General features: G+C 40.2%; 1 protein-coding gene. It reads left to right on the top strand.

Annotation, left to right across the window (positions count from 1 at the left end; genetic code table 11):
• The coding region (locus AC1DND_RS29170) for a glycosyl hydrolase-related protein (protein ID WP_477586505.1) at window positions 1–242 on the top strand (242 nt) is incomplete at its 5' end.
• Between the last annotated feature and the right edge of the window lie 327 nt (window positions 243–569).

Here is a 569-nt window from a genome sequence, read left to right as displayed (position 1 = left end):
GTATACTTGTAACCGCTTTTGGTGACGATCCTGATGGAAACAAGGGTACACTGTTACGGTTGTGGGAACAGGCAGGAAATTCCGGTACTGTTACCGTTACATTGCCCAAAGGCTCAAATTACACCAAGGCAAGCCCTGTAAATCTGCGCGGTGAAATAATCGGTAAGCGGCTGCCGGTTGTCAAAGGGACACTGAAGTTTTTCCTGGGGCAATATGCACCGGCAAGTTTTGTACTGAAGTAATTAAACCCCGGGAAGACCAAAGCTGACAACAGTAAATTATGAATCTGATTTTGGTATGGTCTTTCTTGGTAGGAGTGGAAATAAAAAGGAAATAGCGCAAAAATATATTTCAGGGGTGGTATCCTGAGGTTTGGTTGATAAGTATTCCCGGCATTGCCGGGATACTTAATACAATGCTATTATGTTTATTAGTATTGTCATCACTCAGATGAATAAACGGCTTGTATGAAAAGTATATTTTAGGCTTTATTGTTTTGCCTGGTTGGTTATAGTGTATATGCTTAAAACAGTTTTATAGACATCAGTAAATCCGGTCATAAAGAATAC

The sequence above is a fragment of the Pedobacter sp. 01N416 genome (assembly GCF_056399685.1).
The sequence above is the reverse complement of the archived record's forward strand: the minus strand, read 5'-3'. Positions and strand labels throughout refer to the sequence as shown.